This window comes from Armatimonas sp. (assembly GCF_031410135.1).
Taxonomy (GTDB): domain Bacteria; phylum Armatimonadota; class Armatimonadia; order Armatimonadales; family Armatimonadaceae; genus Armatimonas.
This window is the reverse complement of sequence record NZ_JANNYP010000197.1, coordinates 1-16513: the sequence shown is the minus strand read 5'-3', so window position 1 is coordinate 16513 and position 16513 is coordinate 1. Positions and strand designations below refer to the sequence as shown.

The 16513-nt window shown below is 58.7% G+C and carries 17 protein-coding genes and 1 pseudogene; 15 read left to right on the top strand and 3 right to left on the bottom strand.

Annotated elements, in window-relative coordinates:
- Positions 1 to 62: 62 nt before the first annotated feature.
- The 3 genes and pseudogenes from RMO15_RS33210 to RMO15_RS07125 all read right to left on the bottom strand — a co-directional run bounded on the left by RMO15_RS33210 (position 63) and on the right by RMO15_RS07125 (position 1446).
- On the bottom strand, positions 63 to 197 hold the full coding sequence (locus RMO15_RS33210) for an ATP-binding protein (RefSeq protein ID WP_369016088.1): 135 nt from the start codon (positions 195 to 197) through the stop codon (positions 63 to 65).
- A 32-nt stretch (positions 198 to 229) separates the two neighbouring features.
- Positions 230 to 310, bottom strand: a pseudogene (locus tag RMO15_RS33205) (hypothetical protein); the annotation flags it as partial.
- Between the two features lie 143 nt (positions 311 to 453).
- Positions 454 to 1446, bottom strand: coding sequence for a dienelactone hydrolase family protein (locus RMO15_RS07125; protein WP_309709801.1), 993 nt, complete (start codon positions 1444 to 1446; stop codon positions 454 to 456).
- Positions 1447 to 1596: 150 nt separating this feature from the next.
- Between RMO15_RS07125 and RMO15_RS07120 the strand changes: the two genes are divergently transcribed.
- From RMO15_RS07120 to RMO15_RS07050, 15 genes are all read left to right on the top strand, one after another.
- On the top strand, positions 1597 to 3060 hold the full coding sequence (locus RMO15_RS07120) for a YHYH protein (RefSeq protein WP_309709799.1): 1464 nt from the start codon (positions 1597 to 1599) through the stop codon (positions 3058 to 3060).
- A complete protein-coding gene (locus tag RMO15_RS07115; RefSeq protein WP_309709796.1) occupies positions 3057 to 3743 on the top strand; it encodes a hypothetical protein in 687 nt (228 codons plus the stop codon). Before RMO15_RS07120 ends, RMO15_RS07115 begins: the two co-directional genes overlap by 4 nt.
- Before the next feature lie 33 nt (positions 3744 to 3776).
- Positions 3777 to 4460: a hypothetical protein gene (locus tag RMO15_RS07110; RefSeq protein ID WP_309709794.1), complete on the top strand. Its 684-nt coding sequence runs from the start codon at positions 3777 to 3779 to the stop codon at positions 4458 to 4460.
- 4 nt (positions 4461 to 4464) lie between these two features.
- A complete protein-coding gene (locus RMO15_RS07105; RefSeq protein ID WP_309709791.1) occupies positions 4465 to 5040 on the top strand; it encodes a hypothetical protein in 576 nt (191 codons plus the stop codon).
- A 63-nt stretch (positions 5041 to 5103) separates the two neighbouring features.
- Entirely contained in the window at positions 5104 to 6102 is a 999-nt protein-coding gene (locus RMO15_RS07100) for a YHYH protein (RefSeq protein ID WP_309709788.1), read from the top strand.
- Positions 6099 to 7127 (top strand): HupE/UreJ family protein, encoded by a 1029-nt coding sequence (locus RMO15_RS07095; RefSeq protein ID WP_309709786.1) that lies wholly within the window; start codon positions 6099 to 6101, stop codon positions 7125 to 7127. Before RMO15_RS07100 ends, RMO15_RS07095 begins: the two co-directional genes overlap by 4 nt.
- 66 nt (positions 7128 to 7193) lie before the next feature.
- Complete coding sequence (locus tag RMO15_RS07090; RefSeq protein ID WP_309709784.1) at positions 7194 to 7445, top strand: hypothetical protein; 252 nt, start codon at positions 7194 to 7196, stop codon at positions 7443 to 7445.
- A 21-nt stretch (positions 7446 to 7466) separates the two neighbouring features.
- Positions 7467 to 8888: an FAD-binding protein gene (locus RMO15_RS07085; RefSeq protein WP_309709782.1), complete on the top strand. Its 1422-nt coding sequence runs from the start codon at positions 7467 to 7469 to the stop codon at positions 8886 to 8888.
- Positions 8878 to 9744: a hypothetical protein gene (locus RMO15_RS07080; protein WP_309709780.1), complete on the top strand. Its 867-nt coding sequence runs from the start codon at positions 8878 to 8880 to the stop codon at positions 9742 to 9744. Before RMO15_RS07085 ends, RMO15_RS07080 begins: the two co-directional genes overlap by 11 nt.
- Positions 9741 to 10598 (top strand): MBL fold metallo-hydrolase, encoded by an 858-nt coding sequence (locus RMO15_RS07075; protein ID WP_309709777.1) that lies wholly within the window; start codon positions 9741 to 9743, stop codon positions 10596 to 10598. The genes RMO15_RS07080 and RMO15_RS07075 overlap by 4 nt, the downstream gene beginning before the upstream one ends.
- Complete coding sequence (locus RMO15_RS07070) at positions 10595 to 10966, top strand: hypothetical protein (RefSeq protein ID WP_309709775.1); 372 nt, start codon at positions 10595 to 10597, stop codon at positions 10964 to 10966. The genes RMO15_RS07075 and RMO15_RS07070 overlap by 4 nt, the downstream gene beginning before the upstream one ends.
- A 9-nt stretch (positions 10967 to 10975) precedes the next feature.
- Entirely contained in the window at positions 10976 to 13192 is a 2217-nt protein-coding gene (locus RMO15_RS07065; protein ID WP_309709772.1) for a beta-galactosidase, read from the top strand.
- Positions 13192 to 13470 (top strand): hypothetical protein, encoded by a 279-nt coding sequence (locus tag RMO15_RS07060; protein WP_309709770.1) that lies wholly within the window; start codon positions 13192 to 13194, stop codon positions 13468 to 13470. Before RMO15_RS07065 ends, RMO15_RS07060 begins: the two co-directional genes overlap by 1 nt.
- Positions 13471 to 13606: 136 nt before the next feature.
- Complete coding sequence (locus RMO15_RS07055) at positions 13607 to 14275, top strand: ABC transporter ATP-binding protein (protein WP_309709768.1); 669 nt, start codon at positions 13607 to 13609, stop codon at positions 14273 to 14275.
- Between the two features lie 94 nt (positions 14276 to 14369).
- Positions 14370 to 16513: ABC transporter permease (locus tag RMO15_RS07050; RefSeq protein ID WP_309709766.1), on the top strand; the 2144-nt coding region annotated here is incomplete at its 3' end.

Below are 16513 nucleotides of genomic sequence, written 5' to 3'. Positions count from 1 at the left end.
AGTTGGATTCCTTTTTTGCCTTTTGGAGTCGCCGCGTTTTTCAGCCTGCTACCTCACCACTTTTATGACCTGCACCCGGTTCCCTGGCCCAGCGCACTGGCAAACGAAATTTGTCCGCCGTGTGCCTGCGCAATGCTTTTGCAGAGAGCAAGGCCCAAGCCGGTTCCGCCGTCGAGCCGGGCGCGAGCGCGGTCAATGTTCTGTAGAGTCGCGAGTAGGCGCTCGGGTGTTAGGGGGCGAGGAGTGCCATGCTGGCCATACCTTTAATACGCCTCAGAGGTGTCTTTAGCTTATGGCTCACATCTGCAGTGAAGTGTTTTTGTTGCTCAAAGGTAGCCTAAACGTCGTCGCCAGAGTCGCAAAAAACAACATAATCTATGGTTCTCGCTATCAGTGTCGTTGCCTCTACTCAGTCCCTGACCTGCTTGCCGGAGGGGGTGGCATTGGGCATGACTACGGCTTGAGCCAACGCACAAGCCAGTTCACCAGGAGCTGACGTTGCTCGTCGGTGACTTTATGGGCAACTCCTGCGGCAACATCAATTTCCAGGCAGTCACGCTTGGTTTTGTAGGCATTCTCCGCGGCAGTGAAGGCGAGCTTGGCCCCCTCCAGCGGGCAGTTCGGGTCGTTCTCGCCGCTGAGGATGAGCAACGGACGGGGCGCGATCGCCGTGAGCATCTGGGGGCAGTCGAACTCGTCTAGGATTCCGGGGAGCACTTTTCCCCAGAGCGCACGGCAGACCTCAGCATCAATCTCTTTCTTTCCCAGCTCCCGCGCCACCGAGAGATGCGCCTCTTTGACCGTACCCGCCCGTGCCTGCCACTTCTCGTTCTCCAGGCTCCAGCGCAGTGATTGCACGGCGATCGCGGGAACGGCGACTTTGATGCGCTCATCGGCAGCCGCGGCGAGCCAGGTCTCGATCCCTCCCTTGCTAAAGCCCACCACCCCGATGCGCTTGCCGTCTACGGCGGAGTGTTTTTGCAGAAAATCTATGGTGCGCATCACGTCCCAGACCGTGTCGAAGTAGAGTGGATGGGGACGCGGCTCCGGCTTCTGGTAGGCCCGAAAGATCGCCTCGTTGTACTCCTTGGTGCTCTTTGCCCCGCCCGGCACGCGTTCGCCGTGGTAGCGCCCATCTATGGCGAGCGCCACAAACCCACGTTGCGCCAGCTCAGCCAGAAGCGCTTTATTGCCCTCTTTGCTTCCGCCCGTCCCGTGCAGCACCAGCACCGCAGGCCGCTTGATCTTATCCTTCTCTGAATCTAGGGGGCGCTGGAGCAGAAACGGCACCCGCTCACCCGGCTCACTGGCAAACGTCCCCTGCTCGGTTACAAGCATTCCACTGACACTTCCCACCATCTTGACATCAAGAGATACCCGGGGCCGGTCAAGGAGCTTCAAAAAACGTGCGCGTCGCTGCGCTGGAGTCAGATTATCTCGTTTCATCGTTCCAATTGTACACACTTCTGCGGGGCATTCATACGGGACTTCATTTTTTTCTACTGTCGCAAATCCGGTGATGCATTTATGAGTGGTTGCCTCTAGGTCTTGTGCTTCTTCATGGAAGCTTCATCTCTTTCCAGGATAATAGCGACTATGAAACCAAGACTCTGGTTGTTCGCAGCGCTCGGGCTGGCGGCGGTGCCGGTGATCGCGATTGCGTCGCACCGTCAGGCGGCATCGTCGTCCGCGACGGCAGAGGCGATTGCGGCAAGCTTTAAGCCTTTTGCGCCAAACGTAAAGACCCGCGCGGACGCGAAGAACTTCTATGTCGAGTCGGATGGGATGCCAGATCACCCGCTGATGGTCGGGATCACGGCGTGGCAGCAGCAGGTGCCGATTCCCCAGCGCTATGTGGGTAGCAACGCCTGGCAGTTTCCGCTGAGGCCAGTACCTGCCGCCAATCCGCTCTCAGGCAAGACCCACTTTTTCCGGGGCGCGATGGCCCTTGCTGCCGATGGTGTCCCGATCTTCAATGCACTCAATAACCGGGGCGTGGACTCATTTAAGATCGGGGAGCTGGATGAGTTTGGCGGGCACTGTGGCCGCGCCGACGACTACCACTACCATATCGCGCCGCTCTATCTCGAAAAAATTCTAGGGAGAGGCAAGCCGATTGCCTACGCCCTCGATGGCTACGCGATCTACGGCCAGAGTGAGCCCGATGGCAAGCCAGTCACTGGGCTGGATGAGTTCAACGGGCACACCACGGCGGCACTTGGCTACCACTACCACGGAACAAAGACCTACCCCTATCTCAACGGCGGCTTTCACGGCGAGGTGCAGGAGATTGGAGGGCAGGTGGATCCACAGCCACGTGCTCAGAGCCCGCGCCCGGACACGCCACCTCTGCCCGGTGCCAAGATAACGGCGTTCTCGCGCCCCAAACCGGGCAGCTACTCGCTGACCTACGTGATCCAGGGCCAGACGTGCCTTGTGAACTACAAAGTGGAAACTAACGGCAGCTACACCTTTGACTATGTCAACCCGGAAGGTAAGGCGATCACGCTTAACTACCCACAGCGCGGCCAAGGTGGCGGAGGCAGGCAGCAAGAGCGTCCCGGGCCGTCCATCACGCCTGCCAAGCCCACGGATTTTCAGCTCATCAGCTCAGTAGTGGAGAATGGCGGGCTTCTTCCTAAAGCCTTCACTTGCGATGGGGAGAGCGCTTCACCGCCGGTGGCGTGGAAGAATGCGCCTGCGGGAACCAAGTCCTTCGCGCTGGTGATGCACCACTACCCACCCGGTGAGACGGAAGCGCCCCATGTCTACTGGCTCGCCTACAATATCTCCCTGGATATCAAGGCGATTCCGCAGAACGATAGGACAACTGGAGCACGTGGGGTCAATACGGTCAACCGCCGCAGCCAGTACGCGCCGCCGTGTTCGCAGGGGCCGGGCAAGAAGTGGTACATCCTGACGCTCTACGCCCTCTCCGATCAAGTCAAGCTCGATACCTCGTCGGGTGTGACTCGTGATACGCTCTTGAAATCCCTGGAAGGCAAAGTACTAAGCGCGTCGGTGCTCAATGTCGCCTACGAAAGACAAAGGTCAGAATGATGAATATTAAGAGATACGTTCCGTTTTTTCTGGGTGCTCTGGTCGGTGCCGGGAGCCTTGCTCTGGCACTAGCCCAGCCGCCGCGTGGTGGCGGGGGTCAGGGAGGGATTATCAAACCCGAGATGGGCGATGTGATCCAGGCCAATGTCTATGCCGACAACTGGTTTGCGATGTATATCAATGGTAAGCTCGTCGCCGTGGATCCGATTGACTTCCTGCCGCATAATGTCGTCAATATCAATCTTCTCCCCGAGTACCCGATGACGATCGCCATTATCGCCAAGGACAACGCCGACCCGAAAACGGGTTTTGAGTACGGCGACCGTATCGGCGATGGCGGCTTTGTGCTGAAGTTCAGTGATGGCACGATAAGCGATGCCAAGTGGAAGGCAAAGCGCATCTTCAGCGCTCCCCCTATCCAGTACGAGCCGATCCCGACGAGCTGGTATCTCCCCAGCTTCGATGACTCCAAGTGGGACAACGCCACCGAGTTCACCACCGAGCGCGTCAACCCTAAAAAGCCCTACTACGACTACAACTTCGAGGGCGCAAAGTTTATCTGGACCCGCGACCTAGACAAAGACAACACGGTGCTTTTCCGAACCAAGATCGAAAAACCTGGCTGGAAAGCCCGCTGGACAACCAAACCCGATCTGGATGTCTCCGGGTTCCCATTGCGCTAATTCGAGGTAGAATCTCTTTGGGAGAACCCGAAGATGAAACGTATCTACGGACTGGGAATCGTCACTCTGGCCGTGGCCTCGATGGCTGCGGCCCAGCAAGCACTAAGCCTGCGGATCAATGGCAAATCCATACCAGCGGGCGCAGTCGTGGTCAAAGGGACGACGTATATCTCGGCAGATGCACTCAAAGCCGCAGGAGTGGGCGTGCAGTACACCCGTGGCGGCGTCGAGCTGACACTGCCCACGGCTTCCACAACCACCGGTGCGGGTGGAGCGAACCAACAAAATGCCGTTGAGGGCAAGGGGGGCGAGTGGCTCTTCAATGGCATCTGGCGCTTTCAAGTGATGAGCGTCGAGAAAGCCGATCCCACCACCGAGGGAATGGGCTGGAAAGTAAAAGTCGAGATTCGTAATGGCAGCAAATCCGGCGGTGTTGCGCCTGCGGGAACTGGCTGGCAGGGCGTGACTCTGGTACTAGAAGACGGCAACTCGATCCCTGCCCGCTCCGATGCCCCCGAGCTACGCGACTCAGGGCTGGCACAGGGAGCAGGCAACGCCCAAACACTACTTTTCGAGACAGAATCAAAGAGCAAGCCGGTGCGATTGATCCTGCGCTTCGATCCCAAAGGGCTTGCCGGAACCGCGCTTCGCTTTAGCGTCCCCGACCCAACTTTCCGCGTGGATGTCAAGGCAATCGTCCGCCCCAACTGCAACTAACACGATGCACTATCCAGACATAGGAAAACCAATCAAGACATTGTTTCGTGTCAAAGGAAAACTCATTATTGATATTCCTCACAATCGTCTACCTGGTTTTCCTCTTGAGGCATTTGTAAAACTTTATCTTGAAGAGGGTAAGCAGCGTACAAAAATCACCACGCTTGCTCAGCTCAAAGACAAAGTTGAGGTTTCTTCACCGGAAGCCGCACTTGATTTTGTCCGCCTCAGAACAGCAACACAAACCTGGTACTTAATGCAAGACTTCCTCAGAACACAAGCTTGGGCCGAGGTAATTCCTTCGGGAATGCGCGAGTCCTCTGGGTACTTTGGGGAATGTACTCTCGCGATCTTCGCAAAATTGGGCCTGACCAAGACAACTACTCAGGTAGTCTCGGGAGGCTTTCTGGTACGGCGCAATATCATCCATGACAGCGATAAAAATCCAATCACGGATGTCTTTATGATAGAGGAAAAAGTCACCCCGAATGGTGGCTACACGATTCTCAACGCCCGACGAATCTCGGCAAAACCTATCCAACGGAAATTTTATTGGTTCTTTTTCCCGCGCTTTGAATAGGTTTGCTCTACAGCTTATTCACTTCATGACTTCTTCATTGGGTCGGCTTAAAATCAGAGCACGATGAAACGCAACACGCTTTTTCTTATCACGGGCCTCGCAACAACACTGACTGCCACTATCGCGCTTCGGGCACAGAGTCAGACAGCGGGGGGCTTTAAGAACGAAGTCAAGATCGAAATTCGGGACGGCTTTCGCTATATCACGGCCAATGGGATTCCGGACCATGTAACCGGGCAGTTCCCCAACCGTGGCAACCCGAACGCCATCTCGCCCCAGCGCTATACTCTCAAGGTGCCTGTCAAGCCGACAGCCTCCGACGAGAACATCAGCACTAACGGACAAGACTTTGGGATTGCGGTCAATGGCGTACCTTTCGATCCCTCCACCGCGGAGTTCTGGAACGGCAATCGTACGTGGCGCTATGAGGCGATGACCGGCGTGATGGGGGCACAGGGTGGGCTAGGAGTGGACGAAAACCTAGCACATGTGCAGCCGACGGGAGCCTACCACTACCACGGGATGCCGATGGGCCTGCTCAAGAAGCTTGACTGGCAGCGAAAAATGGCGCTGGTGGGCTGGGCCGCTGATGGCTACCCGATCTATGGAAACTACGGCTACAGCAGCGCTACCAGTGCCAAATCGCCACTGAAGAAGCTCAAGCCGAGCTACAGGCTCAAGAGCGGCGCGCGCGAAAGTGGCGATGCCCCCGGCGGAGCCTATGACGGCTCGTTTGAGAACGACTTTGAGTTTGTCAAGGGTAGCGGCGACCTCGATCCCTGGAACGGACGCTACGGGATCACGCCGGAGTTTCCCGAGGGCACATATTACTACGTTCTCACCGACTCGTTCCCCTTCATCCCCCGCAAGTTCCGTGGCCAGCCCGATGCCAGCTTCCAGCGACGTGGTCCTGGTGGCCCTCCCGGCGGAATCGGAGGTTTAGATGGAACAAGTATGGCAGGTAGGGGGCAGTTTCTCTTTATCCAGCGTGGCAACACGCTCTACCAGTACAGTGCCGATGGGTTAAAGCTACTCGGGAAGACGGAGCTTCCGCCCCCGTGAGACAGCTCGTGCTCGCTCTCCTAGCGCTCTTTTTCGCACTTCCTGCGCGCGCACACGATCCGATGCTCTCGGGGCTACGGGTGATTGTCGGAGAGGGGAAAACCGTGGTGAGTGTTACGACCCACCTCAGCCTGCTCACGGAAGCTGAGGGGAAACCGCTGGAGCCGCTGACAATGGATCTGGCGTTTCGCAAGCGGGTGCGGCTACGCTTTTCGGGCACGGACTTTGCGCCGCAGAAAACCAACCTCCTGCGCGACGATCCCAATGATCTCGTGACCTGGCAGGCAACATTAGACAAAGAAGTGACCGATCCCGAGGTGCTCACACGTCTCTACCCAGAGGATGCCACATCGAAGCTCGTGGTATCGATCTTTCGCGACGGCCATTCGGAGATCGAGACGCTTCTGGATGCCAACCACCCCACGCTGGAGCTGACGAAAGAGACGGTTCGTGAGAGCCGCGGGCAGGTCTTTCTGCGCTTTGTACGCGAGGGAGTCGCGCATATCTTCGGCGGCCCCGACCATGTCTGCTTCGTGCTGGGCTTGCTGCTACTCGGTGGCGGCTTAAAGCAGCTCCTCAAGACAGTCACGGCCTTCACTCTGGCGCACAGCATCACGCTCACTGTGGCTGCACTGGGGCTCTGGAATCCCTCGCCACGTATCGTCGAGCCGCTCATCGCACTCTCCCTTGTCGCCATTGCGGTGGAAAATCTGCGGCCTCGTAACCCTGAGCTAAAGCGGCGTGATGTACGCCCTTGGTTTGCTTTTGGGTTTGGCCTAATCCATGGCTTTGGCTTCGCAGGCGCACTAGCGGAAGTAGGGCTACCCAAAGACGCGCTCGGCGTCGCGCTGGCAGCGTTCAATGCGGGCGTTGAGCTCGGCCAGGCACTCATCGTGATCACGGTTGCGCCTGCCCTCGCCAAGCTCGCTGAAGACAAGCCAAAGCTTCACCCCAAGCTGATCAAAGCACTCTCGGTGGGTATCGGGCTTGCAGGGCTCTATTGGCTTATCACACGCCTCCCGTAATAAATGGGCCTTTTGCATCAGGTAGCCTCTTTGCCGCACGCCCTAGAATGCCAGTGGAGGTAGAAGATGCGACAAAAACTACTCTGGGCAGCATGGGTGCTGCTCATGATTCCTGCGATTTCCTATGCAGGTGAGTTTCCGGGATTGGTGGAGACGATTTTAGCGGTGCTGACCGGGATTGCGCTGGTTCTGGGCTTCCTCACCGAGGGAGTGCTCTCGCTTTGTCAGCACCGAAAATTCCGCTGGCAGCGTGGCCTCGCCTTCACGCTTCTGTGGATGGTGGTGATCTATCTGGTGATCGTGCTAAAACGAGCGTAGCATATGGCGTAAAATAGCCGTATGGAAAGCCGGAAAAACTGGGCGGGCAATCTGACGTATAGTGCGGAGTGGTTGCACAAACCAACGAGTGTGGTACAGGTACAAGACCTCGTCTGCCAATGCGGACAGCTACGCGCCCTCGGGACGCGCCACTGCTTCAATGCGATTGCGGACTGCCCCGAGGACATGATCTCGACCGAGAAGCTCACCAAGATCCTCGGGCTGGATCGGGAAAAAAGAACCGTCACGGTTGAGAGCGGCGTGCGCTACGGTGAGCTAGCGAGTTTTTTGCACGCAGAAGGCTTCGCGCTCCCAAATCTCGCCTCCCTACCGCATATCTCCGTGGCAGGAGCCGTGGCAACGGGCACGCATGGCTCCGGAAATCACAACGGCAACCTCGCGACATCTGTGGTGGGGATGGAGCTGGTCAAGGCCAGCGGCGAAAAAGTGTCTCTTTCCCGCGAAACCCACGGCGATGATTTCGACGGCGTGGTGGTCCATCTGGGCGCACTGGGCATCGTCACGCAGCTCACGCTTAAAATTCAGCCCACCTACGAGATCGCGCAGACCGCCTACACCAACCTCCCGGTCGAGGCACTTCTCGCCCACTTCGACGAAATCACCAGCGCAGGCTACTCCGTCAGCCTCTTCACGGATTGGCAGAGTGCGTTTGTGAACCAAGTCTGGGTGAAGTCAAAAACCGGCGACTTTCCCGAGACGCTCTTTGGGGTGCAAAAGGCTACCGAGAACCGTCACCCGCTCCCCGATCACTCCGCCGAGAGCTGCACGCCCCAGTGCGGCATCCCCGGCCCCTGGCACGAGCGCCTGCCGCACTTCAAGCTCGCCTTTACGCCCAGCAGCGGCGCGGAGCTCCAGAGCGAGTACTTCGTGGCGCGGGAAAACGCCCTCGCGGCTTTCACCGCCATCGCTGCACTTCGCGAAAAACTCGCGCCGCAGCTCATGATCTCCGAGATTCGCACCATCGCCGCTGACAACCTCTGGCTCAGCCCCCACTACGGGCGCGACTCGGTCGGCTTTCACTTCACCTGGAAACAAAGTATCCCCGAAGTACTCGCGCTCCTACCGGTTATTGAAGAAGCTCTCGCCCCGTTTGCCCCGCGTCCCCACTGGGGCAAAGTCTTCACGATGAAGCCCACCGGCTACCCCAAGCTCCCCGACTTCCTGCGCCTACGAGGAGCCTTCGATCCGGAAGGGAAGTTTACAAATGCGTTCTTGAAAAGTACGATCCTGCCATCAGAGCCACTTCCTGCTTTGGACGAACAGCTCTCCAAAGAATTTCGCGACGCCTTTCGGGCCAAGTTTGCCAGGGCACAAGCACCACTTCTCCACAATCAGAGTAGCCCTGTTATGAATAAAGCGACGCAAGCAGCAATACAAAAATGGGAACAGGACAAAAAAAGGAGCAAGCCAAGTGACACCTAAGACCTCTCACCACGAATTTGTCTTTCCCAGAAGCACCATCCTAATCGCCCCCGACCCTCTACGTCGCCACACCTACTATGCCACCGACGACACGATTTTTGAGGTGTCGTCTGGCAAGCGACACCATTTCTCGTCTCCAAATTATCCTGAGGTGATCTTGATCTCCCCGAAAGGAGATCGTCTCCTGATAAATAACGTTCTCATGGATGCTGCTACCCTCCGCCCCCTCCACCGTTTCGAGACCGATCAAACTTGGTGGGAGGGGCAGAAACCACGCTCACTTCAATACACCGATGACCTTCTTATTGCAGACACACATGGCCGATACTTTCTTGCTGCAAAACAAGTGGACGCTGGAAACGAAAGCAATGGCGGGTGCCCTAAGCATCGCCTTTCTCTTATGGAGCACCTGCCTTCGGGTAAGCGATACCGACACAAAATTGGCGAGGCAAGCTTTGACGGTGGAAGTACAGGGGTTCCCTCTCATTTCGCTGCCTGGGATGCTCAGTCCGCTGTTTTTGGCCTTCCCCGAGGTGGAATGACTGGAGAGGACTTTTTCTGCTATATGCTCCAAGGCAAAGTTCATCAATGCCTCAAAAATAAAAACGGCTTTGATCTCTACTTTGAAAAACAGCCTCTCCGCACCAAGAATGCAATTGTCGGTTTAGCCTGTACCAATGATGAAGGATTGAGAGAGCAAGCCAGCTATCTCTACCACCTAAACACACAGAAATTCACCATTGAGCCTGTAGACAAACGCACGGTTTTGGTGACAACGGGCCGACAGGACGAAGTCCTTCTCGGGATTCGCACGACCAAAGGTGTCATTTTAGAGAAACCAAAGGGGAATCGGTGAGTCCAGAGGCAACACGCACACGGCTAGTTCTTCTTGGAACAGCGGGCGGGCCAACACCAAAGGCGAACCGGGCACCATCGGCGTATGCGCTGGTGCTGGGCGAGGAGACGTTTATCATTGACGCGGGCAATGGGGTGGGACAGCAGCTTGCGAAGGCCAAGATCGGGATCAATAGCTTTCGGAATGTCTTTCTCACTCACCAGCACTCCGACCATAGCGCCGATATTGGGACGCTCGCCTTGCTGGCGTGGGCGACTAACCCTACAAAGCCGATTACGCTCTGGGGGCCGCCACCGCTTAAGGCCATGCTGCGCCACTTCCAAGCGTTTCAAGCACTGGACATCAAAACACGAATCGCTGACGAAGGCCGTCCGCCGTTTGAGAACTTTGTGAGCGTGCGAGAGTTCACCAAGCCCGGCGAGCTTCTGAGCGAGAACGACGTGACGGTGCGCTGCACGCTCAATGCCCATCCACCGCTCAAGCACTCGTTTGCGTACCGATTCGACACCCCCGATCGGTCTTTCGTCTTCTCCGGCGACACGACCTACAGCAAGAGTGTTGTGGAGCTGGCACAAGGAGCGGATGTGCTCGTTCATGAGATCATGCTTCCCAGTGCCCTAGAACCACTCATCGCCAGCGAGCCCAACGCCAAGACCCTCCGCGAGCACCTCCACGCCAGCCACGCCACACCCGAGCAAGTGGGCCGCGTTGCCACCGAAGCGGGCGTCAAGACTCTCGTCCTCTCCCACTTCGTCCCCGGCGGCGCCCCCCTCCCCGACTCGGCCTGGCACGATACCGTCAAGCCCTACTTCAGCGGCACCATTATCGTTGGTCGGGACTTACTGGAGCTATGATCGCGTCCATTGCCCAGGTGGAGCGCCTCCTGCCAGGCCAAGCAACTGCCGAAGGTCCTGATCCGCGCTGGCAAGCGATCATCACACTGGAGCCTTTGATTCACTCCGTCCCGGAAGTGCTTTGGCCGTTCATCGCACGCTGGGGCTCGCACCCCGACGAAGACCTGCGTACTGCCATTGCTACCTGCCTTCTCGAACACCTCTTGGAATACCACTTCACCGAGTATTTCCCACGTGTCGAGGCTTTAACAAGAAGCAATCCACTTTTTGCAAAAACCTTCCAGGTCTGTTCGAAATTTGGGCAGACAACCCAACCCCAAAATAAGAAACGATTTCTTAAGCTTCAGAATCTGCTCTTCACAATGTAGAATTATACGATGAAAAACCCTCTCACCCTCACGGTTCCTTCCGCTCCAATGTTTCCCTCTGAGACCTATGCCATGGGCTCGTCGCGGCGCCCGGATGGCGCGACGCTCACGGTGACGCGGCAGAGCTTACAACTCAATGGCAAGCCTTGGACGCCGGTGATGGGCGAGTTTCACTACGCCCGCTACCCCGCAAGTGAGTGGCGCGAGGAGCTTCTCAAGATGAAAGCGGGCGGGCTGGAGCTGATCGCCTCGTATGTTTTCTGGATTCACCACGAGGAGACCGAGGGAAGCTTTGACTGGAGCGGGCAGCGTAGCCTGCGAGACTTTGTCGCACTCTGCGGCGAGCTGGGGTTGCACTTTGTGGCGCGGATCGGCCCGTGGTGCCACGGCGAGGTGCGCAATGGTGGCCTGCCGGACTGGATTCTAGGCACCAAGACCCGCACCGACGACCCACCGTACTTGAAGAAAGTGGCGATTCTCTATGGGGAGATTAGCAAGCAGTTTGTGGGGCTTCTCTGGAAAGACGGTGGCCCGGTGGTTGGGGCGCAGATTGAGAACGAGTACGGCGGTCGCGCGGAGCACTTGCTCACGCTGAAAAAACTAGCGCGTGAGGCAGGAATTGATGTGCCGCTCTACACCCGCACCGGCTGGCCGGGTCTGGCAAGCCCGATGCCCTTTGGTGAGCTCCTGCCGCTCTTTGGAGTCTATGCCGAGGGGTTCTGGGATCGTGAGCTTAAACCCATGCCGGGCAACTACTGGTCCGGGTTCCACTTCTCCCACCTGCGCACCGACAGCGCGATTGCGACGGATATTCTGGGCAAGCGCGATGCCAAAGACGATGCCGATGCCACGCGCTACCCCTACTTAACCTGCGAGATCGGGGGTGGGATGCCCAGCAGCTACCACCGACGAATCGCGCTGGCTCCCGCTGATATCGAGGCGACTGTTCTGGTTAAGCTTGGCTCGGGGAGCACGCTACCAGGCTACTACATGTACCACGGCGGCACCAACCCCGAGGGCAAGACAACCCTGATGGAGTCTCAGGCGACAGGCTACTGGAACGACCTGCCGGTCAAGACCTACGACTTTGGTGCGCCGCTTGGGGAGTTTGGCCAGGTACGTCCCCACTACCACCGGCTCCGTCGTCTGCATCTCTTCCTCCAAGAGTTTGGCGAGAAGCTCGCCTCCATGCCCGCGTTCATGCCCGACCAGCGCCCCACGGGCAAAGACGACCTCTCCACTCTGCGCTGGTGCGTCCGCAGCGACAGCAAGAGCGGCTTTGTCTTTATCAACAACCACCAGCGTGGCACCACGCTCGCCGCCAAAGAAGGCATCCAGTTCAAGATTAGCTTACCCAAGGGTGAGCTGCTCTTCCCCGATCAGCCCGTGACCGTGCCCGCTGGGAGTCGCTTTTTCTGGCCCTTTGCGCTCAATCTTGGCAACAGCCTGATCCTAAAGTGGGCGACCGCACAGCCGCTCTGCACGGTCACCAAAGGCCCCAAGCGCACGATCTTCTTCGCGGAGACGCCTGGTGTTCCCGCACGCTTTGCCTTTGAGAAAACCATCAAGGCGCTCAAGCCGGGTCAGAGCCTGGATCTAGGGAGTGTCCAGATATGTCTTCTGAGCGAAGCGGACTCGCTCCAGCTCTACAAGCTCGATAAGAAAGTCTATCTTAGCCCCGCGAGCCTCAGTGCCGAGGGGATCTTGCTACACCTCCGCGCCGACGATCCCAAGCTGCTTGCCGTAAAGTTCTTTGATGGCGAGAGCTTCCGTGGCGTCGAAGTCAGCAAGCCCCGTGCGCAGAAACTTACGGTCGGTGCAGAAGTGATCCGTCCCGCCGGGCAGCCTCGGACAATCCCACGGGGCAAGATCAGCACGCCGGTCGCTACCGCACCTGAGGACGCCGACTTTGCGCAAGCTGCCCTCTGGAAGATCGTCCTGCCACCGAGCCTTGACCTCGCACTCGACCCGCTCTTGCGCATCCACTACACCGGCGATGTGGCGCGGCTCACGCTAGGCGGCAAGCTCCTCACCGATAATTTCTACAACGGCCAGCCCTTCGAGATCGGTCTCCAGCGCTTCGGCCCCGAGATTCTCACGGGAGCGCTAGAGCTTGCGGTTCTCCCGATGCCGCAAAACCCGCCCATTCTCCTCCCTGAGTCGGTGAGCGGCGCAAAGCTGATCAAGATCGAGCTTCTTGCGCGCTACCACGCGACGGTGCCCTGATGTTTCTGCATACCGCCGCCAATGGGCACTTAGCTCTAGAGTTTGACGACTCGCCCGAGGAGCTCTGGGAGGCGGCCCTAGAGCGGCTCAAAGCGGAGGCCTTTCGGGAGACCGGCGAGTCCGTTCTTGGCCCCGGTCAGAGCATCTTTCCCAGCTACGTCCGCTGGTCTATCTTGCTGATGTCTGGCTGGGACGAGTGGTCGGGCAACTACCTGCTCGCCACCTGCGAAGACGGCGATGCGTTTCTGGAAAAACTCCATGCCACGCTCACTGGTTAGCCCGGAAGAACGAGTCTTCCGGCTTAAGAGGGCTACGGCTGCCTTCGCAGCCAAGAGAATCTACTGCGTCCGAAGGGACGCGTCGCCCTCTTAAGCCCGGACACTCGTTGTCCGGGTTATCGGGTAAAGTAGAGATATGAGTCTGCTGGAGCTTTCGGGGATCGTCAAGAGTTTTGTTGGAGTAGAGAAGCCCGTCTTGCGCGGGGTGAACCTGAGCCTTGGTGCGGGCGAAATGGCCGCGATCGTGGGGCCATCGGGCTCAGGCAAGAGCACCTTGCTCAATATCATCGGGACGCTGGAGATACCCGATAGTGGGAGCCTCGCACTCGACGGCACCAGCCTGATCGGCCTCGACGAAAATGCCCTGGCGCGGGTGCGGAGCCAGAAGCTGGGGATGATCTTCCAGCTCCATCACCTGCTCCCGCAGTGCACGGTTCTGGAAAACGTTCTCATCCCGACACTCGCAGAAGGCCCCACGCAGCGCAAAGAGCCCGCCGAGGCCCGCGCCAAGCGCCTGCTGAATCGCGTTGGTCTAGGCGAGCGTTTTTCGCACCTCCCTGGCCAGCTCTCCGGCGGAGAACGCCAGCGCGTTGCCGTCGTGCGGGCGCTCCTCAACGAGCCCAAGCTCCTCCTCGCCGACGAGCCCACGGGCGCGCTGGACCAAGACTCCGCCAACAATCTCACGGACTTGCTGATCGAGCTCAACAAAGAAGAAGGTGTCGCGCTTCTCGTCATCACCCATTCGCCCGAGCTAGCCGCCAAGCTGGGCAAGATCTATCGCCTCGACGAGGGGATTCTGGTATGAAAACCACCCCCCTAACCCCCGCCGAGCGGGGGGAATGTAAGGAATCCGATTCGACTTTGTCCCCCCGCCGGGCGGGGGTTAGGGGGGAAACACCATGACTCTCCTCAAGCTCGCGCTGGCGGGGCTAAAGTTCCATAAGAAAGCCCACCTTGGGGTATTTCTCGGTGCGGTGCTGGCGGCGGCGATCCTCACGGGTGCCCTTGCCGTCGGGGACTCGGTGCGCTACAGCCTGACGCAGCAAGCTCTGGCGCGTATCGGAGGGATCGAGCATGCGCTTTACAATCCGGGGCGCTTCTTCCGCACAGAGCTGACGGGCGAACTCGGTGTGGCAGCCCCGACCTCGGCCTCAATTCTACTGCGCGGGGCGGCGGCCAATAGCGAGGGAACGGCGCGTGCGGGGCGTGTGCAAGTGGTCGGGGTGGATGAGGCGTTCTGGAAGCTAGGCGGCGCGGGCACGGTCAACATGGCCGAGGACGGGGTCGCCCTCAATGAGCGGCTGGCGAAGTTCCTCGGTGTGGATGTCGGCGACGAAGTTCTCATCCGCGTGGACAAACCCAGCCTACTCTCGCGCGATGCCCCGCTCTCCAAGATCGAAGACGCCACGGTGGCTCTGCGCCTTCCCGTGCGCTTTGTTATCACTGAGCAGCTCTTTGGCAACTTCAGCCTGGATGCCAACCAGATCCCACCCTACAACGCGTTTATTCCCCGCGCCACGCTCCAGAAAGCCATCGGGCAGGAGGGCCGCGCCAATCTCTTGCTGGTCGGCAAAGGAACGGCTACGGACGCGCTTACCCGTGCGCTCTGGGAAAAGTGGAAGCTCACCGATGCGGGCCTGAAGCTCAAGCCCGTCCCCGCCACGGGCGAGCTTGAGCTACGCACCGACCGCGTCTTTCTCGAGCCAGAAGTCGCCAAGGCCGCCGAGACTGCCCAGCCCGGAGCCCGTCGCATCCTCACTTACTTTGTTAATCGCCTGACGCTCGGCACAAAATCCGTGCCCTACTCCACGGTCGCCGCGCTAGAGGGTGCCCCCTTGCCGCAAGGCATGGCCGACGACGAAGCACTCATCAACCAGTGGCTCGCCGATGACTTGGGGGCCAAAGTGGGCGACAAAATCGCGCTCAGTTACTGGCTCGTCGGCCCGCTCCGCAAGCTGGAGGAGCACACCAGCGAGTTTAAAGTCCGTGGCATCGTCCCGCTCTCCGGCCCGACGCTCGATCCCGCACTCATGCCCGATATCCCTGGTCTCTCGGATAAGAAAGACTGCCGCGACTGGGAGCCAGGCGTCCCTATTGATCTGGAAAAAATCCGCGATAACGACCAAGCTTACTGGACTGCCTACCGAGGAACTCCTAAGGCCTTTATCACCCTCAAAGCGGGCCAAAAGATCTGGGACAACCGCTTTGGCAACCTCACAGCGATTCGCTATAAATCCGACAGTGCGACCGTCGAGGCGTGCGTCCGCCAAGCGCTCAGTCCCGCCGCTCTGGGGCTTTTCTTCCAGCCCATCCGTGAGCGTGCGCTCTCCGCGAGTGCCAATTCATGGGACTTCAGCATTCTCTTTCTGGGCTTTAGCATCTTCTTGATTATTGCCGCGCTTCTGCTAGCCGCGCTGCTCTTTGGCTTCGGGGTCGAGCAGCGTAGCCGCGAAGTAGGGACGCTCCTCGCCCTCGGAGTCACGCCACGCCATGTCCGTACCCTACTCCTCCTCGAAGGTGGCCTCATCGCCTTTCTCGCCAGCATCGTCGGTGTCTTTGTCGCCACGCTCTACACCCGCGCCGTGATCGCGGGGCTGAGTGGAGTCTGGAAAGATGCCGTTGTTGGCTCACCTCTTCAGTACCACGCCAAACCCGAAACACTTCTCGGCGGCGGCATCGGTAGCTTTCTTGTCGCACTCCTGGTGATCTGGCTCGTGGCACGAAAGCAAGGACAGTCCTCGGCACAAGCGCTCCTCATCGGAATACCCTCTTCCACGCGAAGCGAAGATGGGAAGAGGGTCGCCGTCTCAGCGGCGGGGAGATGGCCCGAAGGGGCGGGGAGATGGCTTCCTCTCATCCTTGCAATTCTCGCCCTCGGCCTTGCTTTCTTGGGCATCGGTAAGCATGGCGAGGAGGCGGCAGGGATTTTCTTTGGCGCGGGCTCGCTGCTACTCATCGCCGGGATTCTAGCAGCGCGACAGTTTCTCCAAAAGCTAGAGCGCTCGGAAGGGGCGCTAAGCCTGACGGGTGTCGGGCGGCGTAA

What these genes read in the sequence shown, in the direction of transcription:
- RMO15_RS07125 (WP_309709801.1), bottom strand. Translation starts at nt 1,446, where the DNA reads ATGAAACGAGATAATCTGACTCCAGCGCAGCGACGCGCACGTTTTTTG.
- RMO15_RS07120 (WP_309709799.1), top strand. Translation starts at nt 1,597, where the DNA reads ATGAAACCAAGACTCTGGTTGTTCGCAGCGCTCGGGCTGGCGGCGGTG.
- RMO15_RS07115 (WP_309709796.1), top strand. Translation starts at nt 3,057, where the DNA reads ATGATGAATATTAAGAGATACGTTCCGTTTTTTCTGGGTGCTCTGGTC.
- RMO15_RS07110 (WP_309709794.1), top strand. Translation starts at nt 3,777, where the DNA reads ATGAAACGTATCTACGGACTGGGAATCGTCACTCTGGCCGTGGCCTCG.
- RMO15_RS07105 (WP_309709791.1), top strand. Translation starts at nt 4,465, where the DNA reads ATGCACTATCCAGACATAGGAAAACCAATCAAGACATTGTTTCGTGTC.
- RMO15_RS07100 (WP_309709788.1), top strand. Translation starts at nt 5,104, where the DNA reads ATGAAACGCAACACGCTTTTTCTTATCACGGGCCTCGCAACAACACTG.
- RMO15_RS07090 (WP_309709784.1), top strand. Translation starts at nt 7,194, where the DNA reads ATGCGACAAAAACTACTCTGGGCAGCATGGGTGCTGCTCATGATTCCT.
- RMO15_RS07085 (WP_309709782.1), top strand. Translation starts at nt 7,467, where the DNA reads ATGGAAAGCCGGAAAAACTGGGCGGGCAATCTGACGTATAGTGCGGAG.
- RMO15_RS07070 (WP_309709775.1), top strand. Translation starts at nt 10,595, where the DNA reads ATGATCGCGTCCATTGCCCAGGTGGAGCGCCTCCTGCCAGGCCAAGCA.
- RMO15_RS07065 (WP_309709772.1), top strand. Translation starts at nt 10,976, where the DNA reads ATGAAAAACCCTCTCACCCTCACGGTTCCTTCCGCTCCAATGTTTCCC.
- RMO15_RS07060 (WP_309709770.1), top strand. Translation starts at nt 13,192, where the DNA reads ATGTTTCTGCATACCGCCGCCAATGGGCACTTAGCTCTAGAGTTTGAC.
- RMO15_RS07055 (WP_309709768.1), top strand. Translation starts at nt 13,607, where the DNA reads ATGAGTCTGCTGGAGCTTTCGGGGATCGTCAAGAGTTTTGTTGGAGTA.